This is a genomic window from Pseudomonas sp. UBA5666, from assembly GCF_002420785.1.
GTDB lineage: Bacteria > Pseudomonadota > Gammaproteobacteria > Pseudomonadales > Pseudomonadaceae > Aquipseudomonas > Aquipseudomonas fulva.
Genome location: NZ_DIIQ01000031.1, coordinates 14,067 through 39,824 on the forward strand (window position 1 = coordinate 14,067; position 25,758 = coordinate 39,824).

Sequence of the window (25,758 nt, forward strand, 5' to 3'; positions counted from 1 at the left end):
AGCGTCAGCGCACGACGACATTGCAATCGAAGGTTTGCACTGGCGTCACCTGCCTGGCCCAAGGCTGTTGATAGACCAGCTTCAAGGCGGCCTTGCCGCTTTGATCGGCCTGATAACGCCACGTCGAGAGGCCTTCGCTGCCGACCACATCCTCCTGATCGGGCGCGCTGTAGACCTCGGGCCCGAGGCTGACGAGCACAGGCGTAGCGGCGGCTTCCACGCGCCAGCGGTAGCCAGTGGAAGGGTTGCTGGGAAGTGTCAGGTTCAACACCTGCCCTTTTTCCAGGTAGATCGGGCACTCACTGTCAGCATCCAGGGTGACAGGCTCGGGCCCGTGCTGGGCGCAGGCGGTTAGCAGAGTCAGCCCCAACGGGGCAAGCAGGCGTGAGGTGGACATAGGGGCTCCACGGGTTGTCGAGTGCCCGAGGATAACCGATTAAGCGGCACGGTAGTCATACCGAGGGAAGGATGAACCAGGGGGCTGCAGCACAGCCCCTGCTCCTGTACTTCAGAAAAGCACTTTGGCGACGTCGGCAAAGCGTTTGGCGAAATGCACCGTCAACCCTTCACGCAGGTAGTCGGGCAGTTCCTCGAAATCGCCGCGATTAGGCTCGGGCAGGATCAACTCGTGGATCTTCTGCCGGCGCGCCGCGATGACCTTTTCACGCACCCCACCAATGGGCAGCACCTGCCCGGTCAAGGTCAGCTCGCCGGTCATGGCCACACCTTTCTTCGGTGCCTGATCCCGTGCCAAGGACAGCAGCGCGCTGGCCATGGTAATGCCGGCACTCGGACCGTCCTTGGGGGTAGCACCCTCGGGTACATGCAGGTGAATGAACGCTTCGTTGAAGAAGGCCGGGTCGCCGCCAAACTGCTTGAGGTTAGAACTGACATAGCTGTACGCGATTTCAGCCGATTCCTTCATGACATCGCCGAGCTTGCCGGTCAGCTTGAAACCGCGGTTGAGCGTGTGAATGCGCGTCGCTTCGATTGGCAGTGTGGCACCGCCCATGCTGGTCCAGGCAAGGCCCGTGATCACACCTTTGCCCGCCAGCACCTGCTCACTGCGGAACACCGGTATGCCCAATGCGCCTTCCAGATCCTTTGGTCCGATTTTGAGCTTGGCGGTGGGGTCTTCAAGCAGCTTCACCACGGCCTTGCGCACCAACTTGCCCAACTGTTTTTCCAGCTGTCGTACGCCGGCTTCCCGGGCATAGCCTTCGATCACCAGGCGCAAGGCGCTGTCGGTGATACTCAGGCTGCTTTTGGCCACACCCGCCTTGGCCAGTTGCTTGGGCCAGAGATGGCGTTTAGCGATGGCCAGTTTTTCTTCGGTGATGTACCCGGAGAGGCGGATGACCTCCATGCGGTCGAGCAGTGGACCGGGGATGGAATCCAAGGTATTGGCGGTGCAGACGAACAGCACCTTGGACAGGTCCAGGCGCAGGTCCAGATAGTGATCGAGGAAGTCGACGTTCTGCTCGGGGTCCAGGGTTTCCAGCAGCGCCGAGGCCGGGTCGCCTTGGTAGCTTTGCCCCATCTTGTCGATTTCGTCGAGCATGATGACCGGGTTCATCACTTCGACATCCTTCAGGGCTTGCACCAGCTTGCCTGGCTGGGCCCCGATGTAGGTGCGGCGATGCCCCTTGATTTCGGCTTCGTCGCGCATGCCGCCCACGCTGAAGCGATAGAATGGGCGGCCCAACGATTCGGCGATGGACTTGCCAACGCTGGTCTTGCCCACCCCTGGCGGGCCCACCAGCAACACGATCGAGCCACTGATCTCGCCTTTCCATGCCCCAACGGCCAGAAACTCGAGGATACGTTCCTTGATATCGTCCAGCCCCGCATGATGCTGGTCGAGCAGCTTGCGGGCGTGCTTGAGGTCGAGCTTGTCGTCCCCGTAGATACCCCAGGGCAGGGCTGTCGCCCACTCCAGGTAGTTTCGGGTCACGGCGTATTCGGGTGAGCCTGTCTCCAGGATCGCCAACTTGCCCATCTCCTCGTCGATGCGCTTGCGTGCCTGGTCCGGCAGGGTCTTGCCTTCGAGCCGTTGTTCGAACTGTTCGAGGTCCGCGCTGCGATCATCCTTGGTCAACCCCAGTTCCTGCTGGATGACCTTCAGTTGCTCCTTGAGGAAGAATTCGCGCTGATGCTCGCCAATCTGCCGGTTCACCTCGGCGGAAATTTCATTTTGCAGGCGAGCGACTTCAACTTCCTTGCGCAGCATGGGCAGCACTTTTTCCATGCGCTTGAGCATGGGCACGCAGTCGAGCACCTCTTGAAGCTGGCTGCCGGTCGCCGAGGTCAACGCGGCGGCGAAGTCGGTCAGCGGGGAGGGGTCGTTGGGGCTGAAGCGGTTGAGGTAATTCTTCAACTCTTCGCTGTACAGCGGGTTGAGGGGCAGCAGCTCCTTGATGGCGTTGATCAGGGCCATGCCATAGGCTTTGACCTCGTCGGTCGGGTCGGCCGGTTGGCGCGGGTAATCGACTTCAACCAGATAGGGCGGGCGATGGTGCTTGAGCCAGGTCCGAATACGTACCCGCGTCAGGCCCTGGGCCACGAACTGCAACTTGCCGTTTTCCCGGCTGGCATGGTGCACCTTGACCAGGGTGCCGTACTCCGGAAGGGCCTTGGTGTCGAAATGGCGGTGGTCTTCAGGCGGCGTGTCCATGAAGAACAGCGCCAGGCAGTGGTCGGGAGACTTGGCCACCAAGTCCAGCGTCTCGGCCCACGGCTCTTCGTTGACGATGACCGGCAGCACCTGCGCCGGAAAGAACGGGCGGTTGTGAATGGGGATCACATAGACCTTGTCCGGCAGTTGCTGTCCAGGCAGGGCCAAGGCATGGCCGGTTATCGGCTGGCTACTGGTATGTTCGACTTCGTTGGAATCGTCGGCGTGTTCAGGGTAATCCTGCTGGTCGCTCATGGGGCACCTGCGTGAATGACTATGGTGCTTAGATGGGGCAAGGCAGGAAGGGTTTCAAGCCGCTGCCGGGCAGTGGCGTGCGCGCATGAAAAAGCGGAGCCTGCAAGGCTCCGCTTTTGGTGACACCGTGCCGGTTACTCGGCGAGTTTGTAGGCGATGATGTAGTCGCCCATCTTGGTGCCCAGCGAGCCGTGGCCACCGGCCACGATGAGCACGTACTGCTTGCCGTCCTTGCCGGTATAGGTCATTGGCGTGGCCTGGCCGCCTGCTGGCAGGCGGGCTTTCCACAATTCCTTGCCGTTGTTGACGTCATAGGCGCGCAGGTACTGGTCCAGCGTACCGCTCAGGAAGCCTACGCCGCCGGCGGTGACGATCGAGCCGCCCATGCTGGGTACCCCAACCGGCAGGCCGATTGGGACCGGCGTGCTGTCGCGGGTAGTGCCGTTCTTGTGCTTCCAGACCACCTTGTTGGTGAACAGGTCGATGGCGGCCACATAGCCCCAGGCAGGCGCCTGGCACGGCACGCCCAGCGGCGACATGAACGGGTGCATGGTGACGGCATAGGGTGCACCGGTGTTCGGTTGCACGCCGCTGGTCTCGCTCTCGCGCTTGCTACCGTCCGCAACCTGCTCACGGGGGATCATCTTGGAGACGAACGCCATGTAGTTGGGCGATGTGAACAGCAGTTGACGTACCGGGTCGACCGAGACGCTGCCCCAGTTGAACACACCCACGTTGCCTGGGTAGATCAGCGAACCCTGCTCCGATGGCGGGGTGTACTGGCCTTCGTAGCGCAGCTCGCGGAACTGGATGCGGCACAGCATCTGGTCGAACGGCGTGGCGCCCCACATGGCCTGTTCGGTCAGCTCAGGGCCGAGCAGGTTGAGGTCCGAACGGGCCTGGGTCGGCGAGGTGTGATCGCCCTTGACCGCGCCTTGCGGGGTCGGGATTTCACGGATCGGCACGATCGGCGTACCGTCACGACGGTCCAGCACGTACAGGCTGCCCTGTTTGGTCGGCACGATGACCGCAGGCTTGACGCCATCGTCGGTCTTCAGGGAGACCAAGGTAGGCTGGCTGCCCACGTCCATGTCCCACAGGTCATGGTGGGTGAACTGGTAGTTCCAGCGGGCCTTGCCGGTCGCCAGGTCCAGGGCGACCACACCGGCGCTGTATTTCTCGGCGCCTGGCGTGCGGTCAGCACCCCATTGGTCCGGCGTCTGGTTGCCCAGTGGCAGGTAGATCATGCCCAGGTCTTCGTCGACGCTGGCAATCGACCACATGTTGGCCGAGTTGCGGCTGTACATCTTGCCCGGTGCCAGTGGCGCGGTGTCGTCCGGGTTGTTGCTGTCCCAGTTCCACACCAGGCGGCCGTCGTGTACGTCGTATGCGCGGATCACGCCAGACGGCTCGCTAGTCGATTCGTTGTCGGTCACGTGACCGCCAATGATCACCAGGTCGCGCGTAATGGCCACAGGCGATGTGGAGTAGTAGCCACCTGGCGTGAATGGCCCAAGGCCGGTGGTCAGGTCGACACTGCCCTGGTTGGCAAAGCCTTCGCAGACCTTGCCGTTGTCGGCATTGATGGCGATCAGGCGCGCGTCGGCAGTTGGCAGATAAAGACGGCGCGGGCAGGCCTGAGCCACGGCCTTGCCAGCATCGCTGATGGTCGGGGCAGGGCTGCCGTCACGGCTTACGTAGCGGTTTTCGTCATAGTACGAAACGCCACGGCACGTCATGTGGGCGAAACCCTTGAAGGTGCCCACCGGGCTCTTGATCTGCGGGTCATAACGCCAGATTTCAGCACCGGTGTCCGGGTCCAAGGCCAGCACGCGGCTGTGGGCGGTGCAGGCATAGAGCATGCCGTTGGCTTTGAGCGGCGTGTTTTCGTTGGTCAGTTCCACCGGGTCGTTGTCACTGGGCAAATCGCCAGTGCGGATACGCCAGGCCTCTTCAAGGCGGTAGGCGTTTTGCGCGGTGATCTGGCGCAGCGGCGAGTAACGGTCGCCGTGCTCGGTGCGGCCGTAGGCATGCCACTCGCCGTCGGGCATGGCCGGGGCGGTGCTGGCCATTTCGCTGGTGTCGCGACCCAGTTCGCCATACACCTCACCGGGGTGGGTGAACTGACTGGCGACGGCGCAGGCACCCGATGCCACCACGGCAACGGTGAGCAGGGCCGTGTTGGCTTTGCTGGCTGGCCCGATCAACGGACGGCGCGACCAAGGCAGCAACAGCACTACACCGATGGCGAACCAGATGGCCAGACGCGGTACCAGTTGCCACCAGTCCAGGCCCACTTCGAGCAGTGCCCAGACCGTGCTGCCCAGCAACACGACGGCGTAGACACCCAGGCCGATGCGGCGCTGGGCCAGCAGGAGGGCGCCAGACACGGCAAACCCGATGCCGGCGATCAGGTAATACAGCGACCCGCCCAGCTGACTGAGCTTGATGCCACCGGCCAGCAGTGCCAGCCCCATCAACAACAGCAGGACGCCGATCAGGCGGGGTAGCCAGCGGCTTCCCTTGTTGGCACCTTCAGTGCTCATCGCATGTTCTCCGTTTGATATGTGTTTTTAGAAAGTGCTCTGGATTTTCAAGCCGCCGACCAGGGCGTTGTCGACCTGCGACACGCCGCCGGGGTGGCGGATGTATTGCAGGTTCGGTCGCACCGTGAGCCAGTCGGCCAGGTGAATGCCGTAATACAGCTCTGCGCTGTATTCGGTGTCCTGTACTGGCAGGAAGCCAGGGTTGTCATAGTCGTAAAGCCCCGCGGCCTGGTTGGCCAGCCGGGCATTCTTGCGATAGGCCGGGTTGACATGCACACGGGCGACTGCAAGGCCGATGTCGTCCTTGGCCCGACTGTCGAACGGCCCTTTGAATACCAGTCCAGCCTGCACATAGTTGTCGATGGCATTGGTTTTCTTGTCATGCATCGTGGCGTTGGCGAATACGCTCAAGCCACGCGAGGCGTCCGATGCCAGCGCAGTCACCTGCTGCTGAGCGCCCAGCCACACGCCGTGCTTGCTTGAGCTGCTGCGGTAGGCGGCACCGCTGATCGCTGCCGACTGCCCGTCGCTGTCCTTGAGTACATCGCTTGCCTTGGCATTACTGTAGTAGTACCCGGCGCGATATTCCCCTTTCATGCCTTTGATACGCGGGCTCCACACCAGTTCGATTGGCATCACCGCGCCTTGGGTGCCGCTGCCGCTGAGCTTGAAGCCGTTGCCCGACTCCAGGTTGGACGGGTTCTGCTCGAACACGCCAACCTGCGCGAAGAGGCTGTCGCTGAGGTTGTAGCGCACGCGCAGGGCCCACTGGCTGACGGGCCAGTTGTACCAGATGCCACCTACCCAGTTGCCCACCTGAGAGCCACAGAAGGCCAGGTTTTGGAAGTCGCAGGGGAAGCTGTTGAAGTCTTCACCTTCGCCAAAGCGGCCAAACTTGACGTCCAGCGCGCCGTCGAAATATTTCTGCTTGACCCACAGCTGCGTCAGGCGCCAGGTCTGACCGCGGCCCCACACTTCCTGCGCCGAGGTGAAGCCACCGACGCGGGGGTCATTGATGCGGTCGTTGCTGATGTTCTGGCCATGGCGCTCGGTGACCGTGAGCTGGAACTCGGCGTCGCGCCAGCCGAAGATCTTTTCCAGGTCCATGTGGCTGCCGAAGGTGAACTGGTCACTGTAGCGGGCCGTGCGGTTGTGGTCGTAGCCACCGCGCAGGTTGCTGCCCATTTCGCCTGTGTAGCCCAAGGTGAAGTCATAACCTTGGTCTAGCAAGGCGGTACGGTGCCCGGCCCAATCACCGAACATCCAGGGAGAGTCACTGGCAAACGGCTCGTTAGCGTAGGCTGCGTTGGCCATGGCCGCTAGGGCGAAGCCGAGGTAGCAGGATTTTGGCAGTTGAAGCATGAGGTAGCGCTGTCTTCTGATTGTTGGAAAAACGGCAAGCGCATCGACAGGCAGGCCCTGGCAATGGGTTGGCGAAGGGGGTAAATGGGTGAAGCGATTCAGCTTGGGGCGGGGAGGATATAGGGTAAAGCGTGGGAAAAAAAGACAAAATGTCGCAGTGCATTGTTACCCTTTGGGTAACAGTGCACTCAAATGGGGCGCGTGGCGCCCCATGTTACCCGTCGTGGCAGGCGGGCTACCTCAGAAGGTAGTGCGCAGGCCGACTTCCACGCTACGCCCCGGGGCCGGTGCGATATCACGCAGGATCGAGCTGGCATAACGCACCGTCTGATCCGTCAGGTTCTCACCCCGCACGAACGCCAGCCACTGGCTGTGGCCCACGTCGAACCGATAGCCCACGCTGGCGCCCAGGGTGGTATACCCATCGGTGCGGGTTTCATTGGCCGGTTTGCGGTGTTGAGCGGCGGCGTGCTCAACGTCCACTCGCGCCTGCCAGCGGTCGAGCTCCCAGACCAGGCCGCTGTTCAGGCGCAGCGGGGCGATTCGTGGCAGGGGCTCGCCGGAATCGAGGTTCTTGGCCCTGGTGTAGTCACCCGACAATTCGAGCGCAAAGCTGCCATAGCGGTTCTGCGCCAGCTGCCACCGGTCTTGCGCCTCGATGCCGTAGAACCGGGCCCGAACACCTTGGTACTGGTATTCGGGAATGCCGTCGTGGTCGTGGTCGTGGTCATGATCTTCGCCTTCATGATCATGATCGTGACCTTCGCGCAGGTTGCCGGTGCCGATCAGGCCGATATAGTTGCGAAAATGGCTGTAGAAAACGCCCACGCTGCCTTTGTGCGTGCCGTTGTCAAAGCGCAGTGCCAGATCGCCCGAAACTGCCTTTTCCTTGTTCAGGCTGGCATCGCCCACTTCATAGGCGCCGGTAGCCACATGTGCGCCGTTGGCATAGAGTTCATAGAAAGTCGGCGCCCGCTCGGTGTAGCCCAGGTTGGCGGCGAGCGACCAGATCGGGTCCAGTTGGTACACGGCACCTGACGACAGGCTGAAGGCGTTGAAGCTGCTGGCGCTGTCGGCGTCTGCGAACTGCGCGTTGCCCTTGCCGTCCGGGTCGACGCGGGTGTGCTCCATCCGTGCCCCGAGGCTCAAGTCCAGCCGGTCAGTGGCGTGCCATTGCTCCAGCAGGAACAGTGCAAAGCTGTCGGTATCGGTATGCGGCACGAACGCTTCTTCGCCCAGCGCTGAGAATTCGTTCCGGCTGACCTGCGCTCCCAGCACCCCTTCCACGGGACCCAAGGGTTGGTGGCGGGCCTCGACACGGGCTTCATAGCCCTTGTTCTTGAACGTGGTATGAACTTCGCCTTCTTCGATCTCACGATGTTGGTAATCGGTATACCCGGCATCGAGCTTCACCGAGCTGAACGGGCCGTCCAGGTCGCGAAACTGCGAGGCGAAGGCATAGTGGTCCTGCTCCATGTCCAGCCGAACGCCGGGCTCAGCCACCGAACCGTAGTTGCTGTCATAACGGCTGTAGGACAGGCCGGCATAACCGTGGTCCCAGTGGTAGGCACCGCCCAGTGCGCCGCCGTCCTGGCGGCCGTCGCTGTTTTCCAGGCGATGCTTGCTGCCGGGTGCATCGGCATCGCGGACCTGGGCGCTGCGTGCAAAGCCTGGGATGCGCAAATCATTGTACTGACGGGCGTTGGCATCCACGTGCAGGGCGAAGGCACCGTTGCCGGCCTCCAGCTTGCCGGCACTGCTGCGTGTGGTGTCGGCGCCACCGTAGCGCAGCTCGCCGGCGCCCTGGATGCCGTCGATAGGGGTATCGGGAATGCGGTTGTCGAACGTGTTCACCACGCCGCCAATGGCGTTGCCGCCATAGAGCAGGGCAGCGGGGCCCCGGACGATTTCGATGCGTTCGACAGTGACGGGGTCAAGGGGCACGGCGTGGTCGTAGGACAACGACGAGGCATCCAGCGCGCCGACGCCATTGCGCAGCAGGCGGATGCGATCCCCGTCCAGGCCTCGAATGATTGGGCGGCTCGCCCCTGGCCCGAACCAGGTGGAGGCCACACCTGGCTGTCGGTTCAGGGTTTCCCCCAGGCTGCTGTGCTGTTGTTGCAGCAGGTCAGTGCCTTCCAGCACCGTACTGGGGCTGGCCAACTGGGCGCTGCCCAGCGGGTTGGCAGTGATGACCTGAGGCGAGAGTTCAACCCCCTGGCTGTTTGAGGTAACCATGCAAAGTGCTAGTGCGAGGGGAGAAAGGCGAAGCGGTGAGTGCACCATGAGCGGTAGCGGTCCTTGGCAGAGATGTTTATTGTTACAATATAACATCTCTATTTCAGCATAGCCTTGCCGCACGCCGCCAGCCTTATTTGTCCCGTGCAGGGTGCGCGACGATGCCTGCACTGGTGTAAGGTGCGCATCTTTGTACCGGAGCCTTGGCATGAGCACTGCCCAACACAACGCGCTGCACGGCAAGACCCTCGAGCAGATCCTGACCGAGCTGGTCGCCCACTATCAATGGCAGGGGCTGGCCGAACGCATCGATGTGCGCTGCTTCAAGAGCAACCCGACGGTCAAGTCGAGCCTTACCTTCCTGCGCAAGACCCCGTGGGCCCGCGAGAAGGTCGAGCAGCTGTACATCAAGCTGCAGCGCCAGGCCTGACATGCAGCGTCACCCGTGGTTGAGCACCATGGCCATGCTGGGCTGGCTAGGCCTGAGCGTGCAGGTATACCTGGTGCTCTGGGGGCGATGGCAGGAGCAGGCGAGCCTGATAGGTGGACTGATCAACATGTTCGGCTACTTCACGGTGCTGACCAATACGCTGGTGGCCACTGTCCTGAGCTATGCCGCATTTGGCCGGGAAGGGGCGAGCAGGCGCTTTTTCCTGTCTCCTGTGGTCAGCTCGGCGGTGGCGGCGAGCATCGTGCTGGTGGCGCTGGCGTATAGCCTGTTGTTGCGCCATCTGTGGCAACCCGAGGGTTGGCAATGGCTGGCAGACGAGCTGTTGCATGACGTCATGCCAGCGCTTTACGCCTTGTACTGGTGGTTCGAGGTGCCCAAGGGCCGATTGCGGCTGCACCACCTGGGGCTATGGGCGTTCTATCCTGCCGCCTATTTCGCCTATGCGTTGTGGCGTGGCAGTGAGATTGGCGTCTACGCCTATCCCTTCATCGATGTTGCCACCCTGGGGTATGCCCAGGTGATGATCAATGCGCTGGGTGTGCTGGCAGGGTTCTGGGCAATCGCCGGGGTGCTGCTCATGCTTGACAGGTGGAGAGCGGGATGAGGCAGGGCGTGCCGTCAATCAGGCAAATCAGGCAGCCATCAAGTCTGCGCAGCAGCCCAGGGATTTGAGCGCCGCGACGGGCATTGCCAGGGCCGCCGCAGCCCCGTTGGCCTTGATTGACTGGCCTTGGCCACAGCCTTTCAGTCGTCGCTTGCTGAACCTTCGGCGCGCCAGTAGGCGGCAGCCTTGAGAGCGTCCTGCGCCACACCTTTGCTGATCAGCAATGTCTTGACCTGACGCGTCAGGTTCTTCTCCAGCGCTACCCAGGCGTACAAGGTCCCCTCGGGTAATGGCAAGGCCTCGACCGTGGCCAACAGGTCGTCCCGACCTCGTACGGACCAGATCACGTCCACCTGAGCTTGGCTGGGCAAGGGCTGACGCTCCTGCTCATCGTGAACCTGGATGACGGCCACCACCCGTCGTCCCGCAGGCAGGGCTTCAAGACGGCGGCCAATGGCCGGCAAGGCAGTTTCGTCACCGATCAGCAGGTAGGCCTCGAAGATGTCCGGTACCACCATCGAGGCACGTGGCCCGGCGATATCCAGGGTTTGCCCCGGCGCCGCCTGCGCCGCCCAGGTCGAAGCGGGGCCATCGCCGTGCAGCACGAAGTCGATGTCCAGTTCGTTGGCTTGCAGGTCGATGCGCCGGGGGGTGTACTCACGCATGGTGGGCCGCTCGCCCCCTTCCCGATTGAGCGTGCGGGCATCAATGGCGTGCTGCTGCTCGGCAGTCTCGGCAAACAGCAGCTTGATATGGTCATCCGTGCCCAGGCTGGTGAAGCCCTGTAGCTCGGGGCCGCCCAGTGTCACGCGGCGCATGCGCGGGGTCAGGTCGGTCACACGCAGCACGTTCAGGCGGCGCTGGCGAATCTCGTGGTTGACGCGGTGGATGGCTTCACTCATCAGCGCTCTCCTGGTCAGGGGCATGGGGGCCGCCAGCGATGGCTTTGGCGGTCACGTTAAGCAAGTCGCGGACGCGCTCGATTTCCTCAGGTGTCCAGCGGCCATGGTGCATGTGCAAGGCGTGGCGCAGATTGCCCACGGCCTCGTGAATCTCAGCGGGGCGGTCGTGACCCCGCAGGGCATGCTTGCTGACTTCGATACGCACGCGTAACCCGTCCAGTGCCACGGCCTGCTCGGTCAAGGCGCTGCGGCCCGTGTCGGTGATGGTGTACAGCCGCTTGCTGCCTTGAGGCTGACCCTGGATGAGTTCGGCCTCCTCCAGGAAGTTGAGCGTGGGATAGATCACCCCTGGGCTCGGCGTATAGCTGCCATCGAAGCGTTTTTCGATTTGCCTGATCAGGTCGTAGCCGTGTCCTGGCTGTTCGCCCAAGAGTGAGAGCAGCAGCAGTTTCAGATCGCCTGGGGCGAACACCCGAGGGCCGCGTTCGCCGCGGCCGGGTTTGCGTTCGAAGTTTTCGGAATCGCGCATGCTGGAAAGTGCCTGTTCAAGATATATCTCAAGATAGTACTCAAGATGTATCTTCGGCAAACCACAAATGCTGATGATTCTTATCTACCCGTTCGATACATCCTCAGGTGAACGGGCAACTACGCTTGCCTGCTGCGGGGGGATGCATTCGTTAGGGTTGCCCGGCTGCAAGTAGGGCATGAGGATCGGCGCCATGCCCTTGAGCACCTGCACCGGCAGCGCAGAGGTGAACTTGAAGGCTTCCGCCGAGCGTCCGGGCACGAAGGCGGTCAAGGTGCCGAAGTGGTTATCGCCCAGGAAGAACACGAACGTCGCGGTGCGGTTAAGCGACCGTGAGCCTATCAGGCGGCCCCCGGCGCCGAAGCTCTCGATGCGGTTGTCGCCCGTTCCGGTCTTGCCGCCCATGACCAGAGGCGTGCCATCCTTGAGCATGAAGCTGCCGGAAATGCGCCGCGCGGTACCTGCGTCCACCACTTGCGACATGGCGCCCTTGAGCGCGCGCGCTACCTCGACCGGCAGTATCCGCACACCACGATCCGGGTCGCTGATCAGTTTGGTCTCGTACGGCGTGTCCGCTGCAAAGTGCAGGGTATCGATGCGCAGTGTCGGCAGCCGTACACCGTCGTTCTGAATGATGCCCACCAGTTCGGAAAGCGCGGCAGGCCGGTCACCGGAGCTGCCAATAGCGGTCGCCAGCGACGGGACCAGGTGATCGAAGGGATAGCCCACCCGCTTCCAGCGCTGATGAATGTCGAGAAACGCCTCGATTTCCACCATGGTCCGGATGCGGCTGTCCCGTGCGCCCTGGTGACGGCTCTTGAACAGCCAGCTGTAGACCTCCTGGCGTTCGAAGCGGCTGGCGTTGATCATTTCGCTCAAGGTCGATGCAGGGTGCTTGAGCAGGTAGCCCAGCAGCCACAGGTCCAGCGGGTGGACCTTGGCGATGAAGCCCTGGTCAGGCAGGTTATACCGCCCCGGGCCGTAGGCATCGTACATCTGTACCAGACGGTCGTCGGTCAGTTTGCTCTGGGCGAGCTTGCTGTCTTTGCTATGGGCCCGCACGAAGGCGTTGAACGTGGCCTGGCCAGCCTCAGGGAACAGGTAGCGGTGCACGGCCGCCAGGCGCTGGGGTGTCACGCGCATGCCGTCGAGGAAGGTGTCCAGGCGTTGCTGCGAGGTCTTGCGCTGGTACTTGCGCCAGAAACGCATCAGGTAGCTGGTCCCTTCCTTGTCGGCGAACTTTGCCAGGTACTCCTGCCGGCGCGGGTCAGCATCGTCCTTGAGCAGCGGCACCCTGTTCAAGGGCTGCTGATAGGTGACGTAGCGCACCACGTCGCGCATCAGGCGGATGAACGGCAGGTTGATCGATTCGCGCAGGGCGTCCTTGAGGGTAGGGTTGCGGCCGTTGTCTTCCTTGCGAAAGTTATTGAACACGTGCATGCCGCCGCCGGTGAAGAAGGATTCGCCAGTGCTGGCCGAATACTTGCGCTCAAGGGCGGCGTCGAGCATCGCGTCCAGGCTCTGGTTTCTGCTGTTTTGCATCAGCCAGTCCAGTGACCAGCGGCTGATGACGTCCAGGTCGGCGACCTCGACTTTCTTCAGCTGGGCCGCAGGCTTGCCGGCGTACTTGTCATGCAGCTCGGCGACGATTTCCAGGTAGGTGGTCAGCACCCGAAGCTTGGCGGTCGAACCCAGTTCCAGCTTGCTGCCTTCGTTGATGTCGAAGGGCTGGTCGGTGCTGTCCGTCTGGACCCGCACGCGGGAGCCATCGGCAGTGCGTTCGAACAGGGTGAAACTGTAGCTGACCTGGTCGGTGGTTTTGGCAGTCAGCAAACGCTCGCCAATCAGGCCGATCTGCGCGGCGAAGGCCGGGTCGGCCAGATGCTTGAGGTACTCGCTGACTTGCAGCTGCAGGTCAGCCTGCAAGGTGCTGGTGGCGGAAAGGTCTAGACGGTCGAGGTCGTACAGCGGGCGGTTGAGCATGGCCGAAAGACGGTTGCGGGCCAAGCTGATGCCCTTGTTGGTGACGATAGGCACGATGGTCGGCTGCGCGACCCAGTCACGGTAGACGGCCTTGCTGGCCAACGCGGCATCGGCCAGCGCCTGAGGGATGATCTGGTTCGCTGCCAGCACACGAACGTGGGCGTCGGTCAGCTCGGCAAGTTCCACGCGCCCCTTGGAGAGGTAGTGCGATGGCCGGCGCTGGGCAATCATCAACGACAGCACCTGACGCAGCGCAAGGCCGCGGGCCGCCAGGCTCTGCGCATCCGTGGCGGTGTCATTGAGCGCGCGGTTGACGTGCTCGAAGTCTGCTCCATACCACACGCGCAGGCCTTCGGCCATGCCGTGGACTTCACCATGACCCGGCACGGCGGACAGCGGCACGCTGTTGAGGTAATCACGCACGATGCGCTGGCGCGCCTCGGTGGTGTCCGGCCCGCCCTGATAGGCGCGCACGCTGGCAGAAATCATCTGCCTGATCTTCTCGGCGCCCGACACGGTCAACCCGTCGGGTGAATGGCGGTACTTCTCCAGCTGGGTGGCCAGGGTACTGCCGCCGGCGGATTGGCCAGGCAGGGCCAGGTAGCGCGCGATCTGGCTGTAGGCAGCCTTGGCGAAACGCGGCCAGTCCACTGCCGGGTTATTGCGCGGATCACGGGTATCGAGCAGGTCGCGGTTCTCGATGAACAGCAGGCTGTTGACCACGACCGAGGGAATCGAGGCGAAGTCCGGGTACAGGTACTGGGGATACTGATACTGGTAGAGCATGTCGCCCCGGCAATCGGTAATCGCCAGACCTGCCTGGACCTTTTCGATATAGGGCGCGAACAGCCCATGATCGACGTAATTGACCAGCGCCGGCGAGAATCGCACTTGTTGGCTGATCAGGTAATCGCGCTTGAGCAGGCGCGGCAGGAACTCGCCGAGCGAGCTATAGCCCAGGCGCTTATCGAACGGTCCTTCGCCTGGGTACACGATCGCATCGCTGGGACCGGGCTGCAGCGAGTAGGTCAGGGTGCTCGCCAGCTTGCTGAACTCGCGCGATTGCAGCTCGGACGTGCGGAACTCTTCATAGGCCGCGAAGCCGACAGCGCCAGCGCCCACCAGCAGAATCAGGATGATCAGACGCCACCATAGCCGGCGCTGACGAGGGGACTTGGGTTCTGGCGTCTCGGCAGGCGTTTGTTCGGGTGCTTGCTTGGTGTTTGGTTCCGTTTGCCACAGTGCGCCCATAATCGTCTATCCAGCCAGGTATTTTCGTCTTGCTTGCCTGAAGCTTAGACGTTGCGCCGGGTATGTGAAAATTTTGTGGAAACTGCGGAATAAAGCGGGTGCGCGGCAGGGCCGCGCTCAAGCATTCAGGCGGCTACCTCGCTGTTGGGCTCAAAGCTGTCCGCTCGGGCCAGTTGCCACATGCGTGAATAGAATTGCCCATCGACCTCACCGGTCAGTAGCTCGCCCGGCTTGAGGAACACATGCATTTGCGAGAACAGCTTGATCTCGGTGGCTGAAATGCGCCGCACCAAGTGCTTGGCTTCGAGCTGCGACGGGTGTTCCAGCCCAGCTGCAGCCAGCATCTCGGCCAAGGCACGCAGGGTGTTGCGATGGAAGTTCAGCACCCGTTCGGCCTTGTCCGGCACCACCAGGGCACGTTGGCGCAGCGGATCCTGCGTGGCCACACCCGTCGGGCACTTGTTGGTGTGGCAGCTCTGGGACTGGATGCAGCCGATGGCGAACATGAACCCCCGCGCGGCATTGGCCCAGTCCGCACCGATGGCCAGGACGCTGGCGATATCGAAGGCGCTGACGATCTTGCCGCTGGCTCCGAGCTTGATCTTGTCGCGCAGGTTCAAGCCCACCAAGGTGTTGTGCACGAACAACAGGCCTTCGCGCAGCGGCACCCCGATATGGTCGGTGAACTCCACGGGGGCGGCCCCGGTGCCGCCTTCCTTGCCATCGATCACGATGAAGTCAGGCAGGATGCCGGTTTGCAGCATGGCCTTGGCGATGCCCATGAACTCCCACGGGTGACCCAGGCAGAGTTTGAACCCCACGGGTTTGCCGCCCGACAGTTCACGCAGTTGGGCGATGAACTGCATCATTTCGACTGGCGTGGAAAACGCGCTGTGCCGCGATGGCGAGATGCAGTCCTCGCCCAGCGGGACGCCGCGGGTTTCGGCAATTTCCTGGGTGACCTTGTGTTTGGGCAGTATGCCGCCATGCCCAGGCTTGGCGCCCTGGCTCATCTTGACCTCGATCATGCGCACCTGCGGGCTGCGTGCCTGCGCGGCAAATGCCTGCGGGTCGAAACGTCCGTCCGAGGTGCGGCACCCGAAATACCCGCTGCCCAGTTCCCATACCAAATCACCGCCGTGCTCGCGATGGTAGGGGCTGATGCTGCCCTCACCGGTGTCGTGGTGAAAGTTGCCCAGTTTCGCGCCTTGGTTCAATGCGCGAATGGCGTTGGCGCTGAGCGAGCCAAAACTCATGGCGGAAATGTTGAAGATCGAAGCTGAATACGGCTGGCTGCACTGCGGGCCGCCGATGGTGATGCGAAAGCTTGCCGGGTCAGCCAACGGCGCCGGGCGCATGGAGTGGCCGATGAACTCGAAGCCGGACGCGTAGACGTCGATCAGGGTGCCGAACGGTTTGTCCGAGACCTGGTTCTTGGCCCTGGAGTAGACCAGCGAGCGTTGGGCACGGGAGAAGGGCAGGGCGTCGCTGTCTGCTTCGAGCAGATACTGGCGGATTTCCGGGCGAATGGTTTCCACCAGGTAGCGGATGTTGCCCAGGATCGGGTAGTTGCGACGCACGGCGTGGCGTTTCTGCAACAGGTCGAACAGGCCTATCAGGCTGAGCAGGCCGGTTGTCAGGGTGAAGGGCCACAGCCATTGGTGGTGGATCAATGGCAGGGTTGCCAGGGTAAACACGATGCAGATGGCGAACACCGCATAACGGCTGAGAAGTGACAGGCTCATACAGGGTCCTTGCGATGGCTCGGTCAGGCTCACGGCCTGGGTTGAGCCCCGACCATAGCCAACTTGTCCGTCCCTGCAAAGGCCGTGTCGCGCAGCAGCAACTGCCGCCACTGCGTCTGCTGCGCCGCGCAAGCCTCGACCAGGTAGTCGTAACGCTTGCCCACCCGCGCAGCCACCGGCACGCCGTCGCGGTAGAGCAGCCGGTTGCCGCTGGTGGCAGGTACCTTGGCCCCCGGCAGCAACGTGCCGATCAGGTTCAGCGGATCACTGGCGCTGACCACCACCAGTGTGCCGTCCGCCGCTTGCCGGCGAACCTGGCGCAGCATTGCCACGGCTTCGGGCAAGGCGAACTGTTCGCCGGACAATCCGGCAATGAAGCGCCCGCCCCGTATTTCTCCACGCGCCTCCAGGCGATGGTAGCAGCGCAGCAGATCACGCCAGGGCGGCAGCACATCGCTCTCACGCGCCAGCAGGCGCCAGCACATCACCCCGTAGCGCTGCAGCAGCAGGCGAGCAAGGTGTTCGATGCGCTGATCCTGATCCAGCTCGGCTTCGCTGCGCGCCAGCAGGGCCCAGCGCCCTGCATGGGCCATGCTGCTGGACAAGGGCAGGTGACCGAAGCGAGGCCGACGCGTGGTGCGCCGAGCGGCCGGGGTGATCAGGCTGCGCAGCCCGGTGAAGCTGTCGGCATTGGCCAGGCCTGCACCGACCAGCGCCTGCAAGGCCGTTTCCAGTTCGCTGGGGAGCAGGCGGGCCTCTTGGGCCAATTCGTCGAAGAACAGTGCACCCCGGGTTTTCAGGGCGTCATGCACCCGCTGGGCGCGTGGTCCCAAGGTGTCGAGACTCGGGGGTGGGGCCAGGCTTCGCCACAGCTGCAGGTGTTCGCGAGGCAGCAACACCACAGGCGTGCTGGCCACCGTGCTGGCTGACACGGTGCTTGCCAACCGGCTCCAGGCGAACTGCCCGCTGCGGCAAGCCTCGTCGAGCCAGCTGGGGCTGTAATCGCGTACGCGCGCCGGCAGCACGTCGGCTTCCCACGCCCCGGCCGCACTTGGAAATCCCTGCAGCTGGGCCAGCACAGCAGGCAGCGCCTGCGGCCCTTGCAACCGTTGCCCCGGATCAAGGTGTTGCCAGTGAAACAGGAAACGCATGAAGTCCTGCAGGCTGACGGGCTCGATTTCCCGGCGCAGGCGTTTGACGGTATAGCGGTGAATACGCGCCAGCAGGTGGCGTTCGCACCACTGTGTGGCTACTGCATCCGGGCTGAAATGGCCCCGTAGCACATGGCCTTGGGCCTCGAGCCGGGCCAAGGCCTGTTCCACCTCAGCGATGGGCTTGCCCAGCGGCGCCGCAAGCTGGGCGACGGTGACAGGCCCATGGCCGCTCAGCCGGGCACGCAGCAATTCGGGCAGCGCCAGGCCGTGGTCCACGGGCTGATCGAAGCCAGGCAGCGGTTCGACGGCAGGCACCAGAGGGCAATCGGGGTAGACGGCTTGCAACAGCGTCAGGCGCTCACGGGCCAGCCACAACGCCTGCTCAGGCAGGTAGACGGCCCGGCCCCGCTTGGCCAGCTGGTCAAGCAGCGTACGCCAGCGTGAGCCTGCCTGGGCTTCTGTCTGGCTGATGGCGCCCAGGCTCATCAGCGCTTCATGCATTTCATCAGCGTTGACCGGCTGCGGCCAAGCCTCGGCTGCCACCGCCGCGATCGCATCCGCATCCAGTGCACCCAGCTCATCGCCTGACTGCACATCCGCCCACCGGCGATTAAGGACCGCCTGGGTACGACGCTCTTCAATCGGGGCATCATCCAGAAAGGTGTAAGGCCTGGCGTTGAGAATGGCTGAGGCCAGCGGCGAGGGCGCCGGCAGGTCGCATGCCAGCAGGCGCACGGCACCGCTTTCCATGCGCCGCAGCAACACCAGCCAGCCCTTGCTATCCATGGCGTCGTGCAGGCAGTCGTCGAGGGTCTGACGAACCAGTGGGTGGTCCGGCACCTGCCGTTCACCGGGCAGATTCTCAAGGCAGGCGATCTGATCGGGGAATACCGAAGCGATCAGGTCCTCGCTTTTCATGCGCTGGATCTGCGGCGCAACTTTGCGACCACCGGCAAAACGCGGCAAGGCCATCGCCACACCCGCGTTCCAGCGCCAGCGCACACCGAACAGCGGGGCGTCGAGCACGGCCTGGATCAGCACCTGCTCGGCGCTGCGGCTGTCGAGGTAGCGCCACACTTCGTCGAGGGCGAAGCTGTGGCTGGTTGACAGCGACAGCACGATGGCATCTTCACTGGCTGCCGCTTGCAGCTCGACATTGAAGGTACGGCAGAACCGCTTGCGCAGGGCCAGCCCCCAAGCGCGGTTGATGCGGCTGCCGAACGGCGAGTGAATGATCAGCTGCGTGCCGCCTGACTCGTCGAAGAAGCGCTCCATCACCAGGGTGTCCTGGGAGGGCAGGGCGCCCAGTACCTGCCGCGTACGGGCCAGGTAGTCGAGCAACTGTTCGGCACAGCTGGCGTCCAGTTCGAAGGTGGCTTGCAGCCAGGCCAGCACGTGCGGCAGCGAGCCACCGGCGTGTTGCAGGCGGTCATCGATCTGCCCTTGCAGCCTGGCCACGGCAGCGCTGAGCTCGCGGCTGCGCCCAGGGGCTTCGCCTAGCCAGAACGGGATCGTGGGGGGCTGGCCGTGTGCGTCTTCGACCCGGACTCGCCCGGCCTCCACGCGCAGGATGCGATAGGACGCATTGCCCAGCTGGAAGATGTCGCCAGCCATGCTCTCCACGGCGAAGTCTTCGTTGACGCTGCCGATGTTCAGCGCCTGGGGGTCGAGCATGACGGCGTAGTCGGCATTGTCGGGAATCGTCCCGCCACTGGTCAAAGCGGTGAGCTGGCTGCCACGGCGCCCTCGCACCATGCCGCTGACCGCATCGCGGTGCAGGTACGCGCCGCGCACGCCCTGACGGCCGTTGTAGCCTTCGGCAAGCATGCCGAGCAAGGCGTCGTAATGTTCGTACGCCAACGTGTCGAACGGCATGGCCTGGCGCAGGCAGTCGAACAGCGCTTGCTCGTGCCAGGTCTGGTTGCTGGCCTCGGCGACGATCTGCTGGGCCAGTACATCCAGCGGCGCCTGCGGTACCTGTACTTCATCCAGCTCGCCGCGGCGCACGCAATCGAGCAGCGCCACGCACTCGATCAGGTCGTCTCGCGATGTCGCGAACAACCGTCCTTTGGGCACCCCGTCCACCTGATGCCCAGCACGCCCCACGCGCTGCAGAAACGCTGCGATCGAGCCGGGTGAAGCGACCTGGCACACCAGGTCGATGTCGCCGATGTCGATGCCAAGTTCCAGCGAGGCCGTGGCCACCAGCACCTGCAGCTCGCCGGCCTTCAGGCGCTGCTCGGCACTCAGGCGCCTCTCCTTGGACAGGCTGCCATGGTGAGCGGCCACCGCCGCCGCGCCCAGCCGATCGCTCAGGTGACGGGTGATACGCTCAGCCAGCCGCCGGGTGTTGACGAACACCAGGGTGGTGCGATGCGCACGGGCCAGTTCGGCCAAACGATCGTAGACCAGCCCCCAGGCATCCTGGTCGAGCACCGCCCCCAGTGGCACGGGTGGGATTTCGATGGCCAGGTCACGTTGACGCGCGTGCCCCACATCGACGATGGCGCAGGCCCGCCCGCTGCCCACCAGAAACTGCGCCACGCGTTCGACCGGACGCTGGGTGGCAGACAGGCCGATGCGTCGCAGCGGACGGTCGCACAACGCTTGCAGGCGTTCGAGGGTCAGCGCCAGGTGGCAACCGCGCTTGTTGCCGGCCAGGGCATGGATCTCATCGACGATGACGGTGTGCACCGTGCGCAGGCCTTCACGTCCAGAGGCCGAACCCATCAGCACGTACAGGGACTCCGGGGTCGTGACTAGAATGTGCGGCGCCTGCTTGCGCATGGCGATACGTTCTTTCTGGGGCGTATCACCGGTGCGCACCGCCGTGGTGATGGTGGGGGCTGCGTGCCCTTGCGCTTGGAGCGCGCGCTGGATGCCCTCCAGCGGTACTTGCAGGTTCAAACGGATGTCGTTGGACAGGGCTTTCAAGGGCGATACATAGACGATTTGCGTGGTGGCGTGCAATGTGCCGCCCTGCTCCAGCCCCTGGCGAAACAGCGCGTCGAGCACTGCCAGGAATGCACTGAGCGTCTTGCCTGAGCCGGTCGGCGCTGCCAGCAGCACGGATTGTCCCGCCTGGATGAGCGGCCAGGCCTGGGCCTGGGCATCGGTCACCGACGGATAATGGCCTGAGAACCAGGCCGCAACGCCTGGATGGAACAGCTCAAGTACTGGATGGTTCGCAGCAGGAAGCGTCATGAGAAGGTTATGAAGGGTACAGGCCAGGTTGGCAAGTGACCGTTCGTCCGCCTGTGTCCGAGCCTGGCAGTGGCCTTGTCACGGTCGGGGAGGCATGGGATGCTCGCCGCCCATTTTCAGGGAGATCACCCATGGCCAATATCATCCGCATTGCCGCCGCATTATTGCTGGACCCGCAAGGTCGCACCCTGCTGGTGCGCAAGCGCGGCACCCAGGCATTCATGCAGCCGGGCGGCAAGATCGATGCAGGCGAAACCCCGGTTCAGGCGCTTGCCCGGGAGCTGCTCGAGGAACTGGGCCTGCAGATCGACCCCGCCAAGGCCGTGCGCCTTGGCCAGTTCAGTGCCCCGGCCGCCAATGAGCCGGGGTTCGAGGTGCAGGCCGAGCTGTTCCGGGTGGACTGCGCGGCAGCGGTAATGCCGGCGGCCGAAATCGAGGAGATCACTTGGCTGGCCGCTGACCAGACGCCAGAAATGCCCTTGGCGCCCTTGACCCGTGATCTGATCCTGCCGCTATACCACCAGTTGCTCAGCGTACCGCGCTGACACCGTCGAGGGTGGCGAACGAAGTGTCCTTGGCCGTCAGTAGAAAATCGCGCATGTAGGGCGCATCGAGCATGTCGGTGCGCACGGCCGCGTAGAGTGTCGCGAACAGGCCTTTTTCGCCCAGGCGCTTGCCTTTGACGTAGCCGCGAGAGCTGTATTCGTGCAAGGCCCAATGGGGCATGCCGCACACGCCCCGGCCGCTGGCCACCAACTGCATCATCATGACCGTGAGCTCGGAGGTGCGTACGGCCGCAGGTTCGATGTCGGCTGGCTCCAGGAAGCGGGTGAAGATGTCCAGACGGTCGCGTTCCACCGGGTAGGTGATCAGGGTCTGGTCCGCCAGGTCCTGGGGCACCATGTAGGGTTTGCCGGCCAACGGGTGTTGGTTGGCCACTGCCAGCATGGCTTCGTAGGTGAACAGAGGAACGTAGGTGATGCCGGCCAGGTCCAGGGGATCGGAGGTCACCACCAGGTCCAGGTCGCCACGGGCCAAGGCGGGCAAGGGCGCGAACGCGAAGCCTGACGCCAAGTCCAGTTCCACTTCAGGCCAGGCATCACGGAACTGATCGATGGTGGGCATCAGCCACTGGAAACAGCTGTGGCATTCGATGGCCATGTGCAAGCGACCGGCCGTGCCCCCCGCCAGTCTGGCGATATCGCGCTCGGCGCCACGCAGCAGGGGAAGCGTGGCGTCGGCCAGTTGCAGCAGGCGCAGCCCGGCGCTGGTGAAGCGAATGGGCTTGCTCTTGCGCACGAACAACGTCAGGCCCAGGCGCTCTTCCAGCTCTTTGAACTGGTGTGACAGGGCCGACTGGGTCAAGTGCAACCGCTCGGCCGCTTCGACCAGGCTGTCTGCCTCGCGCAGGGCATGAAGGGTTTTCAGGTGGCGAATCTCCAGCACAGCTGACTCCGGGGGTAAGGCTGAGGGTGAACATCATGGAGTTGAGTTTCCCTCATGTTGCCGCCGCTGTCGACCGTGCCTTGCCTATCGACTGAGACGGTGCAGCGCCTGGGTAACTCAACCAAGCCCGTATTTCTTGACCTTGTCGAACAACGTGGTCTTCGCCATGCCCAACTCCTGGCTCGCCTGGCTCAAGTTGCCGCCGGTGCGCTGCAAGGCGTCACTGAGCAGGTTGCGCTCGAAGGCCTCCACAGCTTCGGCAAAGCCCAGCCCTTGGCTGCTGGTGCCCGTAGGGCCTTTCTTGAAGGCGGGCAGACCCAGCGCATAGCGCTCGGCCACGTTACGCAATTCGCGAACGTTGCCTGGCCAGTCGTGGGCCATCAGCCGTGACAGGGTCTGGCTGTCCAGAGTGGGCGTCTCTCGGTCGAACCGCAGGGCCGATTGTTGAAGGAAGTGTTCGAACAGCTGCAGGATGTCTTCGCGGCGTTCGCGTAGCGGTGGCAGTTCGAGGGTCACCACGTTCAGACGGTAATACAGGTCGCTGCGGAACTGCCCGCTCTGACCCAGGCTGTCGAGGTCGGCCTTGGTCGCCGCAATGAGCCGGCAATCCACTGGAATGCTCTGGTTCGAGCCGAGCCGTTCCAGGGTACGCTCCTGTAACACCCGCAACAGTTTGATCTGGAGGTTGATCGGCATGCTTTCCACTTCATCGAGGAACAGCGTGCCGCCGTTGGCGTGCTCGATCTTGCCGATGCGGCGTTTGCCAGCACCGGTGAAGGCGTTGGCTTCGTGGCCGAATATCTCGCTCTCGAACAGGTTCTCTGGCAGGCCACCGCAGTTCAGTGCCACGAAGGGCTGGCCCTGGCGACGGCTGAAGTCGTGCAGGCAGCGGGCCACCAGTTCCTTGCCGGTGCCTGTTTCACCCTCGATCAGCACATTGGCAGAAGTGTCCGCCACGTTGGCGATCAGTTCGCGCAGGTGCTGCATGGCGGGCGAGCGCCCGATGATGCGCCCTTCCAGGCTGCTTTGCCCGGCAAGCTGGCGGCGCAGCGCCGACACTTCGCGGGACAGACCGCGCTGCTCGAGCGCACGGCGCACCACATCGACCAGCCGCTCGGGCGAGAAGGGCTTTTCCATGAAGTCATACGCGCCGTTGCGCATGGCGCCGACGGCCATGTCGATATCGCCGTGCCCGGTGATCAGGACGACTGGCAGGCTGCGATCGCGTGCCTTGAGACGGTTGAGCAGCTCTAGGCCATCGATACCCGGAAGGCGAATGTCACTGACCACGATGCCGGCAAAATCATCGCCAATGCGTTCGAGCGCCTGTTCGGCACTGCCCACGCCTTCGCAACCGATGTCCTCCAGCGCCAGTGCCTGCTGGCAGCCAAGAAGGACATGGGGGTCGTCTTCGACGATCAGAACGGTAAGGGGCGCTTGGGTCATGGAAAGTCTGCCGATTCGGTGGGGGTGGATGCCAAGGGCAGGATCAGCACGAAGGCTGTGCCGCCGCTGGCAGGATGCTCGACACTGAGGCTGCCCTTGGCGGCCGCAGCAAGGCTGGCCGAGAGGGTCAGGCCCAGGCCAAGGCCATCGTCGCCCGGCTTGGTGGTGAAGAACGGTTCGAAAAGATGCTTGCGTGCCTCCGGATCGATACCATGGCCGTTGTCGCGCACCTGCAAGCGGTATTTGTCACCTTGCAGTTCGCCTTCGAGCCACAAGGCCGGCTGGGGCTGGACAGCCATGGCATCCAGGGCGTTGCCGATGAGATTGACCAGAATCTGCTCCAGGCGGGTCTGGTCGATGGCCAACTGCAGGTCTTCGTAATCGCGGTGTACCTGTAGGTGGCTGCTATTGATGCGTTCTGCCAGCACCTGCAGGCTGGCTTCGACCGCTTTGGCCACTGCGGCCTGGCCGCTGTCGTCGCTGCGTCGGGCGAATGAACGCAGGCTGGCGGTGATGCGGCCCATGCGGTCGACCAGGCCATTGATGGTGCGCAGGTTGGTACTGGCGGTATCCAGAGCGCCGCGTTCGATGAACCGAACGGTATTGCCCGACAAGGTACGCAGCGCCGCCAAGGGTTGATTGAGCTCATGGGCAATACTGGTGGACATCTGCCCGATGGCCGCCAGTTTGCCAGCCTGTACCAGTTCGTCTTGGGCCTGGCGCAGGGTCTGCTCGGCATGACGGCGCTCGCGTATCTGCCCCTTGAGCCGCTCATTGCTGGCCCGCAGGTCGGCCGTACGCTCGGCGATGCGACGCTCAAGCTGGCTATTGGCTTGCTCCAGCGCCTCGCGGGCTGCCAGGCGGGTGGCGATGACTTTGCGTCGCTCGTTCCAGGCGATGCCCAGAATGGTCAGCAAGGCAAACGCCACGCCGACCAGAATACCTTGCACCATGGACTCGCGGCGCAGGTCCTGAAGCGGCGTCAGCAGCGTGAAGTGCCAGGGCGTATCGACCAGGCGACGTGTCTGGGCCAGGTAGGCCACCTCATGCGGGTTGCCCTGGGCCGTTTCGCTGTTGGCCGGGAAGGTCAGCTTTTCCACCCCGTCGGCCAGGGTCTCGCGCCCCAGCGGTTGCAGCTCGTTGAGCGGCCACCAGTAGTATTGCAGGCTGCGCGCCAGGCGTTCCTTGGTTTGCGGGGTCAGCGGACGGACTGATTTGAGGCGTCGAGCCGGATCGCTGGAAAGAATGATGATCCCGTTCTCGTCGCTCACGAACGCTTCCAGGCGGGCGCGCTGCCAACGTTCCTCCAAGGTATCCAGGCGCACCTTGATCACGGCCACGCCGATGATCTTGCCATGCTCCTCGAGCCCATGGGCCAGGTAGTAACCGGCTTCGCCCGTGGTGCTGCCGATGCCGTAGAAACGCCCCGGTTCGCCACGCACGGCGGTCTGGAAATACGCGCGAAAGGACAGGTCTTCACCCAGGAAGGAGTCGGTATCGCGCCAGTTGCTGGTGGCCTGCACCCGCCCCTGGGTGTCGAGCACGAAGATCGCGCGGCTGCGGCTGCGCCGGTTGAGGCCTTCGAGGTATTCGTTGACGGTTTGCCGTGAACCTCCATCAGGGTCGGTCAGCAGGTGCGACACACTGTCCTCGAGTTCCAGCAGGCTGGGAAGGTAGGTGTACTTGCTGATCTCGCTTTCGACCGTGCGTGCATGCAATTCCAACTGGCGTTCGCCATTTTCACTGAGCACCCGTATGCCGTTGCTCTCGCTGATCAGGAACCCGGCCATGCCCAGCCCGATCATCAGCAGGACGATCAGCGGTGGTAACAGCAGTTGGCGAACAAGGCGGGCTTTCACGGCAGGCTTGGCAGGTAACAGGAGCGAGGGGTCGCATTTCATCACAGTGACCTCGTCACGACCAGCGCCCGCTGCCCGCAAGGGCGGCGGGGCCGAGCGGCTCGATGAG

At 63.5% G+C, this 25,758-nt stretch carries 16 protein-coding genes; 3 read left to right on the forward strand and 13 right to left on the reverse strand.

What is annotated here, in order from left to right; translation table 11 throughout:
• Positions 1 to 4: 4 nt before the first annotated feature.
• The 5 genes from B2Y33_RS14070 to B2Y33_RS14090 all read right to left on the reverse strand — a co-directional run bounded on the left by B2Y33_RS14070 (position 5) and on the right by B2Y33_RS14090 (position 9,123).
• Positions 5 to 397, reverse strand: a complete 393-nt coding sequence (locus tag B2Y33_RS14070; protein ID WP_059183281.1) for a protease inhibitor I42 family protein — start codon at positions 395 to 397, stop codon at positions 5 to 7.
• A gap of 111 nt (positions 398 to 508) precedes the next feature.
• Positions 509 to 2,929, reverse strand: a complete 2,421-nt coding sequence (lon, locus tag B2Y33_RS14075) for an endopeptidase La (protein ID WP_027915375.1) — start codon at positions 2,927 to 2,929, stop codon at positions 509 to 511.
• A 134-nt stretch (positions 2,930 to 3,063) separates the two neighbouring features.
• On the reverse strand, positions 3,064 to 5,475 hold the full coding sequence (locus B2Y33_RS14080) for a glucose/quinate/shikimate family membrane-bound PQQ-dependent dehydrogenase (protein ID WP_028687583.1): 2,412 nt from the start codon (positions 5,473 to 5,475) through the stop codon (positions 3,064 to 3,066).
• Between the two features lie 27 nt (positions 5,476 to 5,502).
• The gene (locus B2Y33_RS14085; RefSeq protein ID WP_028687584.1) at positions 5,503 to 6,837 is read right to left on the reverse strand and encodes a carbohydrate porin; all 1,335 of its coding nucleotides are present in this window, start codon (positions 6,835 to 6,837) and stop codon (positions 5,503 to 5,505) included.
• A gap of 240 nt (positions 6,838 to 7,077) precedes the next feature.
• The gene (locus B2Y33_RS14090; RefSeq protein WP_088523550.1) at positions 7,078 to 9,123 is read right to left on the reverse strand and encodes a TonB-dependent receptor; all 2,046 of its coding nucleotides are present in this window, start codon (positions 9,121 to 9,123) and stop codon (positions 7,078 to 7,080) included.
• 160 nt (positions 9,124 to 9,283) lie between these two features.
• Between B2Y33_RS14090 and B2Y33_RS14095 the strand changes: the two genes are divergently transcribed.
• Positions 9,284 to 9,505, forward strand: coding sequence for a VF530 family DNA-binding protein (locus tag B2Y33_RS14095; protein WP_027915371.1), 222 nt, complete (start codon positions 9,284 to 9,286; stop codon positions 9,503 to 9,505).
• A 1-nt stretch (position 9,506) separates the two neighbouring features.
• A complete protein-coding gene (locus B2Y33_RS14100) occupies positions 9,507 to 10,130 on the forward strand; it encodes a Pr6Pr family membrane protein (RefSeq protein WP_206405961.1) in 624 nt (207 codons plus the stop codon).
• A gap of 140 nt (positions 10,131 to 10,270) precedes the next feature.
• On the opposite strand, the gene B2Y33_RS14105 is transcribed toward B2Y33_RS14100, so the two are convergent.
• The 5 genes from B2Y33_RS14105 to B2Y33_RS14125 form a co-directional block, all read right to left on the reverse strand.
• Positions 10,271 to 11,032, reverse strand: a complete 762-nt coding sequence (locus B2Y33_RS14105; protein ID WP_206405960.1) for a siderophore-interacting protein — start codon at positions 11,030 to 11,032, stop codon at positions 10,271 to 10,273.
• On the reverse strand, positions 11,025 to 11,561 hold the full coding sequence (locus tag B2Y33_RS14110) for a PadR family transcriptional regulator (RefSeq protein WP_027915368.1): 537 nt from the start codon (positions 11,559 to 11,561) through the stop codon (positions 11,025 to 11,027). The genes B2Y33_RS14105 and B2Y33_RS14110 overlap by 8 nt, the downstream gene beginning before the upstream one ends.
• An 84-nt stretch (positions 11,562 to 11,645) precedes the next feature.
• Positions 11,646 to 14,795, reverse strand: a complete 3,150-nt coding sequence (locus B2Y33_RS14115; RefSeq protein ID WP_288633043.1) for a transglycosylase domain-containing protein — start codon at positions 14,793 to 14,795, stop codon at positions 11,646 to 11,648.
• Positions 14,796 to 14,920: 125 nt separating this feature from the next.
• Entirely contained in the window at positions 14,921 to 16,540 is a 1,620-nt protein-coding gene (locus B2Y33_RS14120) for an FMN-binding glutamate synthase family protein (protein ID WP_206405959.1), read from the reverse strand.
• A gap of 29 nt (positions 16,541 to 16,569) precedes the next feature.
• Positions 16,570 to 20,898, reverse strand: coding sequence for a DEAD/DEAH box helicase (locus B2Y33_RS14125; protein WP_206405958.1), 4,329 nt, complete (start codon positions 20,896 to 20,898; stop codon positions 16,570 to 16,572).
• A 131-nt stretch (positions 20,899 to 21,029) separates the two neighbouring features.
• Here B2Y33_RS14125 and B2Y33_RS14130 point away from each other — a divergent pair, with 131 nt between their 5' ends.
• Complete coding sequence (locus tag B2Y33_RS14130; protein WP_027915365.1) at positions 21,030 to 21,443, forward strand: NUDIX hydrolase; 414 nt, start codon at positions 21,030 to 21,032, stop codon at positions 21,441 to 21,443.
• Here the strand turns inward: B2Y33_RS14130 and metR are convergent.
• From metR to B2Y33_RS14145, 3 genes are all read right to left on the reverse strand, one after another.
• A complete protein-coding gene (gene metR / locus B2Y33_RS14135; RefSeq protein ID WP_206405957.1) occupies positions 21,427 to 22,344 on the reverse strand; it encodes a LysR family transcriptional regulator in 918 nt (305 codons plus the stop codon). The genes B2Y33_RS14130 and metR overlap by 17 nt on opposite strands.
• Before the next feature lie 117 nt (positions 22,345 to 22,461).
• The gene (locus B2Y33_RS14140; protein ID WP_027915364.1) at positions 22,462 to 23,790 is read right to left on the reverse strand and encodes a sigma-54-dependent transcriptional regulator; all 1,329 of its coding nucleotides are present in this window, start codon (positions 23,788 to 23,790) and stop codon (positions 22,462 to 22,464) included.
• Positions 23,787 to 25,691, reverse strand: coding sequence for a sensor histidine kinase (locus B2Y33_RS14145; RefSeq protein WP_027915363.1), 1,905 nt, complete (start codon positions 25,689 to 25,691; stop codon positions 23,787 to 23,789). Before B2Y33_RS14145 ends, B2Y33_RS14140 begins: the two co-directional genes overlap by 4 nt.
• Positions 25,692 to 25,758 lie beyond the last annotated feature (67 nt).